Consider the following 7712-nt stretch of genomic DNA (forward strand, 5'->3'; position numbering starts at 1 on the left):
GCCGATACTTCTTTTACCACCCTAAAATCATTGACCCAAAATCCCGTCAATCAATTTCAATTCTTCCTGGCTAAAAGAAGTATTGTCCAAACATTGCAACGAATCTTTCAATTGTTCCGGTTTGCTGGCGCCAATCAAAACGGAAGTAATGCGCGGGTCTTTTAAAATCCAGGCCAATGCCATTTGTGCCAAAGATTGGCCGCGCTGCTGGGCAATATCGTTTAATTGTTGAATTTGGTTCAGCCTTTCTTCCGTCAAATTGTTTTCTGTTAAAAAGCCAACGCCTTTGGCAATCCGCGAATCTTCGGGAATGCCTTTTAAATATTTATCGGTTAACAAGCCTTGCGCCAATGGCGAAAACGGGATGCAGCCAACGCCTTCTTTTTCCAGCAAATCCAGCAAACCTTCTGTTTCTACCCAACGCTCAAACATCGAATATTTTGGCTGATGGATAAGGCAGGGCGTTCCTAAATCCTTCAATATTTTAATTGCTTCGGCAGCTTCTTTCGGGCGATAATTGGAAATGCCGACATACAAAGCTTTTCCCTGGCGCACAATCAAATCCAAAGCGGCCATCGTTTCTTCCAAAGGCGTTTCCGGATCGGGGCGGTGCGAGTAGAAAATATCTACATAATCCAGCTTCATGCGTTTCAAACTCTGGTCTAAACTCGAAACCAAGTACTTTTTTGAGCCCCATTCGCCGTACGGGCCTTCCCACATATAATAACCCGCTTTGGTAGAAATGATCAATTCATCGCGGTAGCTTTTAAAATCTTCGTGCAAAATACGTCCAAAGTTTTCTTCGGCAGAACCGGCTGGCGGGCCGTAATTATTGGCCAAATCAAAATGTGTAACGCCATGGTCAAAAGCAGTTTTAAGCGTATTGCGGAAGTTTTCCATTACGTCCACATCGCCGAAGTTGTGCCAAAGCCCCAGCGAAACTGCCGGTAATTTGATGCCGCTTTTGCCGCAGCGGCGGTATTCCATATTTTGATAACGGGAAGAACTGGCTGTATAAGTCATAATTGTTTTATTTGGTTTTATTTGATAAATGTAGCGTAAACTATGATTTGCCCAAACATAAATTTAACTTATTATATTTATCCGTCCTGTAAAACTCATTATCCAATTCACTACAAATGAAAAAACTATCCATACTTCTTTTACCGTTACTTTTTCCGTGTCTGCTGTTTGCACAAACCGAACCTGCGAATTATAAGGAAGCGGTAAACCAATTTAAAGATTTGTATGCCAAAGGCGATGCAACTCAAATCTTCAATATGTTTAATGCAACGATGCAAACTGCGCTTTCGTTAGAAAAAACAAAGCAAGTTGTTAATCAACTTAAAGCACAATTGGGCGAAATCCAAAGTACAGATTTTAAGAGTGTAGCTGCTTCAATTGCAACTTATAAAACCGTTTTTACCAACGGCATTTTTGGGTTGAATATCGGTTTGGATAAAACTGGAAAAATAAGTTTTTTCTCCGTGCGGCCTTACCAGGAAAAAGCAAGTTATGTAATTAGTTCTGGCCTTGCAGAAACACCAATTGCCATAAATACTACGGATGCAACTTTATCTGGTTCTCTAATTTTACCTGCTAAAAACAGTATCGCAAAAGTTCCGGTGGTGTTGATAATTGCGGGTTCTGGCCCAACAGACCGAAACGGCAACCAACCGGGTTTAACTGCTGCTTCTTACTTTAAACTGGCTGATGCTTTGGGCAAAGCCGGCATAGCTACTTTGCGCTATGATAAAAGGGCTGTGGGCGAAAGCAGGACCACAAAAGCAATGGTTGACATGCGTTTTAACGATTTTGTAAATGATGCTATTGCGTTGGTTAAAATGCTAAAGAACGATCCAAGGTTTTCTAAAGTAATTGTTTTAGGCCATAGCGAAGGTTCTTTAATTGGAATGCTGGCTGCCGAAAAAGAAAAAGTTGACGGTTATATTTCAGTTGCCGGGGCGGGCGATGTAATCAACAAAATTATAAAAGCCCAATTAAAAAATCAATCGCCGGAACAATATAAAATTTCCATGAACAGGCTGGATAGTTTGATGAAAGGTTTACCCGTTAAAGCCGATGCAACAGATCCATTATTCGGGCCAAGCGTGCAGCCTTATCTTATTTCCTGGATGAAGTACAATCCTCAAACAGAAATTAAAAAACTGAAAATTCCAGTTTTAATTGTACAAGGAACAACCGATATCCAAGTGAGTGTTGCCGATGCCCAAAACCTAAAAAAAGCAAAACCTGATGCAACTTTGGTTTTGGTTGAAGGGATGAACCATGTATTAAAACAAGCGCCTGCTGATCGGGCAAAAAACTTGGAAACTTACAACAACCCTGATTTGCCGGTTGATGCAAAGTTGGTTGATGCGGTTGTTTCATTTATAAACCAATTAAAATAAACCCAATGGAAACCGAAGTTTTATTTAGAGAAACACAGCGTTTTAGGCAATGGTGGTTGTGGCTCATTTTGTTAATTGCTTTTTTTGTCCCCGTTTATAATAGCGTACAAAAAGGTAAACTACATCATTTTTCTTTCCCCCAATATTTTAACTTTGATAATTTAATTGTTTTTATCGTTCCTGTTTTGGCTATCGCGTTGCTTTTATCTTGTCGTTTGGATACAGAAATTACTGCCGAAAATATTCGTGTCCGCCTTTTCCCTTTTCATTTAAAATTCAAAACCTTTTCTGCAAAAACAATCGGGTTAGCGTATGTTCGGGAATACAATCCATTGTTAGAGTATGGCGGTTGGGGCTTGCGTTTGGGTTTGTTTGGAAAAGGAAAAGCATACAATATTGCCGGAAACCAAGGCATTCAATTGGTTTTTAAAGACGGCAGCAAACTGTTGATCGGCACACAAAAACCTGATGAAGCAAGTGCAGCTTTACAAAAAGGAGGCTATTTAAAAGCGGAGGTTTATTAACCAAATTTATACCGATAAAAGAAGCATCAAAATGCAGACAATATTTTTTGATAAAACGTTGCACTTTCGATACGATTTGTGTTGATTTAAACAACCAATTTTTATCCAAATGAAATGCTTCTTTTATCCTGCTTTTTTTAGTGCCGTGTTTTTTATGTTGATGAACCACGCAAAAGCACAAACGGTCATCCCTTTGTATCCGGGCGCGGTCCCAAATTCTATTAACGATAATGCTTATCAGGAAGTTAAATCAGGTTCGGCAAATGATGTTGGCTACAGCAAAGTAACCAAACCAACACTCGAAATTTACCTTCCCGCAAAAGAAAAAGCAACGGGCGCGGCAATTGTAATTTGTCCGGGCGGCGGTTATGCCTTTCTTTCTTACGACCACGAAGGGACCGAAATTGCAAAAGCTTTTAACGAAATCGGCGTAGCTGCTTTTGTGTTGAAATACCGATTGCCAAGTGATGCGATTATGAAAGACAAAAGCATCGGGCCTTTGCAAGATGCGCAAATGGCGATCAAAACCGTGCGCGAAGGCGCTGCAAAATGGAACGTTGACCCGAAAAAAGTAGGCATCATCGGTTTTTCCGCCGGCGGAAGTCTGGCCGCTTTGACCGGTTCTCATTTTAATGATCCAAAAATTGCAAACACCAACAATACCAGTTTGCGGCCGGATTTTATGGTGCTGTTGTATCCGGTAATCAGCATGACGGATAGTTTGGCACACGGCGGTTCGCGCAACAATTTGCTTGGGCCAACGCCAAGCCAGGAGCAGATCAGATATTTCTCTAACGAGCAAAATGTTACGCCAAACACGCCGCCAACGATGCTTGTCCATGCCGAAGACGATAATGTGGTTAACGTAAAAAACAGCTTGTACTTTTACAACGTCTTGCTTAAAAACAAGGTTCCGGCGGCCATGATTGTTTATCCAAAAGGCGGACATGGTTTTGGCCTGAACAACAAAACCACGCCCGATAAATGGATGGACCATGTTAAAAACTGGATGATCGGCAACGGCTGGATTAAATAATTTTTGATTGTCATGCCGAACTTGTTTCGGCATCCCACAAGCAAGGTTTCGACTTTGGAAGAGGGATCCTGAAACCAGTTAAGGATAACAACAAGTTAAAAATGGGCATGCTTCTTTTACCAGCATAAAATTGGTGTGTTAAACGAAAATCAAAATGGAAAAACCTAAAATTGTAAAAAGCGAAATTGTAATCAACGCACCAACTTCTAAAGTTTGGGATGCGCTTGTTAATCCTGCCAAAACCAAAATTTATATGTTTGGCTGCGAGACCGTTTCGGATTGGAAAATTGGAAGCGAACTGCTTTGGCAAGGCGAGTATGAAGGCAAACCGATGGTTTTTGTAAAAGGCAAGATTGTAAAAATTGAGCCGGACAAACTTTTAAAATATACGGTAATTGACCCTTTTGCATCTTATCCGGATGTTCCTGAAAATTATTTGAATGTTACTTATGAGTTGTCGGAAAAAGACGGGCAAACTGTTTTAACCGTTATCCAGGATGGATTTGAAACCGCGGCAGAAGGAGAAAAAAGATATAAAGATGTTTACAATAATGGTGAAGGCTGGAATCCGATTTTGGTGCAGGTAAAAGAAGTAGCAGAAATGCAATGAATACAACAAAAGTACAAGTAATATTTACTGTATTCATAGGTTTGTTTACTATCCAATCTTATGCTCAAGATACAATAGAAAACAACTTTTACAATAGAATTAAAAGTTACAATCTTTCAAAAGTTTTGATGGCTGATAGTGTTGAAACAGAATATGATGACCAACAACCGACTAAAGTTAAAAGACCGGAAATATTAGGTTTTATCGGAAGTGATTTTCAAAGGTTTCAAATCCATTTTACTTCAATTGTAAAAAACCCTAAAAACCCTTACAACTATTTTGTTGATGGCAAAACATTGGTTAAAGGAAAACGCTGTTCTTTTAAAGGGACAATTACAATTCAAAAAGCCGAACTTTATCAAAGTGATGATCCAAATTATCAACAAGGAACGTCAACTTGTGAAGTTATACTTTATGAAAATAAGAACGAACTTTATTCGGGTTTTATAAAAGGCACATTGAAAAGTAATTTTGCAATTGATAAAAAGCAACAGTTTAAATACGATGCTTTAATGCTTGTATCAGATAGTTTTTCAAACAATGAGTTTGTTGGAACCTGGACAAGTTACAAGACCAATATTTCTAAAAAATGCAATTGGGGTGATTACAGGATCCCAAATTGTGGCGATTTAGATAATGGAGCCGGAGAGTTTTATGTTTCAACTAAATATATAAAAAACGGTTGGGTAGGTTATATGATTGAACATAAAATGGATAACGCTGCAATTAGCCAGACGAAAGGAAAAGCTAAAAACTGGTGGGAATAAACCAGCGTTAAAAGTTTTTAAAGATTTGAATCAATGCAAGTTACCCAAATCACCGAAAACGTTTTTCAGTTAACGCTTCCTATCGTTAATGTTTTTTTGGTAGATCATCCTGCCGGTTTAATTTTGATTGATGCCGGGCCAAAAGGCAGCAAAGATTTGATTTTTCAAGGGATCAGGCAAATCGGGAAACAGCCGGAAGATTTGCGTTTTATCATCCTCACCCACGCGCATTACGACCACACCGGTGGTTTGGCCGATCTTTTAAAAACGGTAAACGTTCCGGTTTACACTTCCGCGCTTTGTGCGGAAATGATTGCGAAGGGAATTGCTTTTCGCCCAAATTCCAAAATTGTAGCTTTTTTGCTGAAGCTGCTAACGCTGAATGGAAAGATCAATTTGCAATTCTTGTACATCCAGCCGGTAAAAGCAAGCTTTAAAATTGTAACGGAAGGGGGTTGTGTACCTGATCATCAAGGTTTGCAAGTAATCAACGCGCCTGGACATTGCGCCGAACAGGTCGCCCTTTTTTACCCGGTAAAAGAAGCATTGCTTTTTGCTGCGGATAGTGCCGGGAATGAAAAGCAACTGAAACCGGCCTTTGCTTATCAATCTAAAAAAGTCAACCAGCTTACTTTGCAAAAATTAGCTGCTTTTCCTTTTCAAATTGCTGTTTTTGGCCATGGAAAAGCCGTACCGAAAGAAAAATTTGTTCACATGATTGCGCGAAGGGAATAGAATTGGATATTGTTTGCCGGGCAATAACCCGAAAAAAATGGCCTGTAAAAGGAGTATACAGCAATACCTTGTTCATTAAAGGGCTTGTTTAAAATTTTATCGTAAAAATTTACAATGCTTCTTTTATGCCCATAAATTTTGTGCCTGAATAATCTACTGGTACAAACATTACAAAAAGCCCATGATTTTTAGGTGGTAAAAGAAGCATAGAAAATAGTTGAACAATATTTCAACAGGTTTGGTAAAATTATTGAATTAAGGCGAAAACTAAATGCGGCCTACCTAAACATTAAGCTGCTTATCCAGTTTAGTACTAAAAATTAATCTTTGTTCGGCTATCAACCATTAACTACAACCTATTAACCATTACCAATGACTAACAAAACCATACCTCCCTTTTATACCAAATTAGCAATGGTGCTTATCAGCATACTTGCGCTTGGCTACTTGGTTATCAACGGAAAAGAAATCTTGTCGCCTTTAATATTTGCAACGCTGTTTTCAATTATGCTGTTGCCGGTGGCCAAGTTTTTTGAAACCAAAGCCCGTTTGCCCCGAGGCGCTGCCTGCGGGGTTTCTGTAATATTGCTTATTGCAGTTGTTGCAGGGGTAATGTACGTAGTTGCTTCGCAAATTGGTAATTTGGCAAGTGATTGGCCGCAATTGAGAGACCAGGTAACAACATCAATTGGCAATTTTCAAGATTGGATTGCAGAACATTACGATATCAATGCAGCAAAGCAAATGAATTATGTCCATTCTGCAACATCAAAAATTTTAAGCGGCAGTACGGCGGCAATCGGCTCAACGGTACTTTCGGTTTCTTCCATGTTGCTGTTTTTGATTTTTATGCTGATTGATACCTTCTTCCTGTTGGTGTACCGTACGTTGTTAATGCGGTTTCTGGTTGCTGTTTTTAAGCAGGAAAATTCTGTAATTGTTTATGATGTAATACAAAACATCCAATATATTATCCGAAAATACATTACAGGTTTGATTTTAGAAATGCTGATTGTGGCAACCATTGTTTGCACGGTGTTTTTAATTGGCGGCATCAAATATGCTTTTTTGCTTGGGATATTGACCGGGTTGTTCAATATCATCCCTTACATCGGTATTTTTACGGCACTTTTATTAAGCGTTCTGATTACTTTCAGTACCGCCGCCCTTGGAAAAGTAATTCTGGTTGTGGTAACAATTGTAGCCATGCACCTGATTGACAGTAATATTTTACTGCCTGTAATTGTAGGTTCCAAAGTAAAAATAAATGCGTTGGTTACTATTTTGGGCGTAATCATCGGCGAAATGCTTTGGGGGATCCCAGGCATGTTTCTATCCATCCCGGTAATTGCCATGACCAAAATTATTTTCGACCGGATAGAATCGTTAAAGCCATGGGGCATTTTGCTGGGCGATGACGAAAAACCTTCTAAACATTCCATTTTAAAACGAAAAGGGGATGTGCCGGAAGCCGAAGTAGCAGGTAGTTGACTAGTCCTGAAAAAAGTTGACCGATTAGTTTTTTAAAATTATTCAATAAAAGTCCTGATAGGTCATTCTTTCAGGACTTTTTTATTCCACAATTTTCTTTTGATCTTTTGTTGAACATGGGTTGCTTCCGGGGTCATC

8 protein-coding genes are annotated in these 7712 nt (G+C 39.3%); 7 read left to right on the forward strand and 1 reads right to left on the reverse strand.

The window, feature by feature from the left end; genetic code table 11:
- Positions 1-27: 27 nt before the first annotated feature.
- Complete coding sequence (gene mgrA, locus V5804_RS09580) at positions 28-1023, reverse strand: L-glyceraldehyde 3-phosphate reductase (protein WP_369591170.1); 996 nt, start codon at positions 1021-1023, stop codon at positions 28-30.
- Between the two features lie 116 nt (positions 1024-1139).
- On the opposite strand from mgrA, the gene V5804_RS09585 reads away from it, so the two are divergent.
- The 7 genes from V5804_RS09585 to V5804_RS09615 all read left to right on the forward strand — a co-directional run bounded on the left by V5804_RS09585 (position 1140) and on the right by V5804_RS09615 (position 7574).
- Positions 1140-2411: an alpha/beta fold hydrolase gene (locus V5804_RS09585; RefSeq protein ID WP_369591171.1), complete on the forward strand. Its 1272-nt coding sequence runs from the start codon at positions 1140-1142 to the stop codon at positions 2409-2411.
- Between the two features lie 5 nt (positions 2412-2416).
- Positions 2417-2935, forward strand: a complete 519-nt coding sequence (locus V5804_RS09590; RefSeq protein ID WP_369591172.1) for a hypothetical protein — start codon at positions 2417-2419, stop codon at positions 2933-2935.
- A 109-nt stretch (positions 2936-3044) separates the two neighbouring features.
- Positions 3045-3971 (forward strand): alpha/beta hydrolase, encoded by a 927-nt coding sequence (locus V5804_RS09595; RefSeq protein WP_369591173.1) that lies wholly within the window; start codon positions 3045-3047, stop codon positions 3969-3971.
- Positions 3972-4125: 154 nt separating this feature from the next.
- Entirely contained in the window at positions 4126-4581 is a 456-nt protein-coding gene (locus tag V5804_RS09600; protein WP_369591174.1) for an SRPBCC domain-containing protein, read from the forward strand.
- Positions 4578-5348 carry a hypothetical protein gene (locus V5804_RS09605; protein ID WP_369591175.1) on the forward strand — a complete coding sequence of 257 codons (771 nt, stop codon included), beginning with the start codon at positions 4578-4580 and terminating at the stop codon, positions 5346-5348. Before V5804_RS09600 ends, V5804_RS09605 begins: the two co-directional genes overlap by 4 nt.
- A 33-nt stretch (positions 5349-5381) precedes the next feature.
- Positions 5382-6083 (forward strand): MBL fold metallo-hydrolase, encoded by a 702-nt coding sequence (locus V5804_RS09610; protein ID WP_369591176.1) that lies wholly within the window; start codon positions 5382-5384, stop codon positions 6081-6083.
- Between the two features lie 372 nt (positions 6084-6455).
- Positions 6456-7574 (forward strand): AI-2E family transporter, encoded by a 1119-nt coding sequence (locus V5804_RS09615; RefSeq protein ID WP_369591177.1) that lies wholly within the window; start codon positions 6456-6458, stop codon positions 7572-7574.
- Positions 7575-7712: the final 138 nt, after the last annotated feature.

Source organism: Mucilaginibacter sp. (genome assembly GCF_041088075.1).
In the GTDB taxonomy this organism is placed as follows: Bacteria; Bacteroidota; Bacteroidia; order Sphingobacteriales; family Sphingobacteriaceae; genus Mucilaginibacter_A.

Bases quoted from the DNA above. Each gene is read 5' to 3' on its own strand.
- mgrA (WP_369591170.1), bottom strand. From the start codon at position 1,023: ATGACTTATACAGCCAGTTCTTCCCGTTATCAAAATATGGAATACCGC.
- V5804_RS09585 (WP_369591171.1), top strand. From the start codon at position 1,140: ATGAAAAAACTATCCATACTTCTTTTACCGTTACTTTTTCCGTGTCTG.
- V5804_RS09590 (WP_369591172.1), top strand. From the start codon at position 2,417: ATGGAAACCGAAGTTTTATTTAGAGAAACACAGCGTTTTAGGCAATGG.
- V5804_RS09595 (WP_369591173.1), top strand. From the start codon at position 3,045: ATGAAATGCTTCTTTTATCCTGCTTTTTTTAGTGCCGTGTTTTTTATG.
- V5804_RS09600 (WP_369591174.1), top strand. From the start codon at position 4,126: ATGGAAAAACCTAAAATTGTAAAAAGCGAAATTGTAATCAACGCACCA.
- V5804_RS09605 (WP_369591175.1), top strand. From the start codon at position 4,578: ATGAATACAACAAAAGTACAAGTAATATTTACTGTATTCATAGGTTTG.
- V5804_RS09610 (WP_369591176.1), top strand. From the start codon at position 5,382: ATGCAAGTTACCCAAATCACCGAAAACGTTTTTCAGTTAACGCTTCCT.
- V5804_RS09615 (WP_369591177.1), top strand. From the start codon at position 6,456: ATGACTAACAAAACCATACCTCCCTTTTATACCAAATTAGCAATGGTG.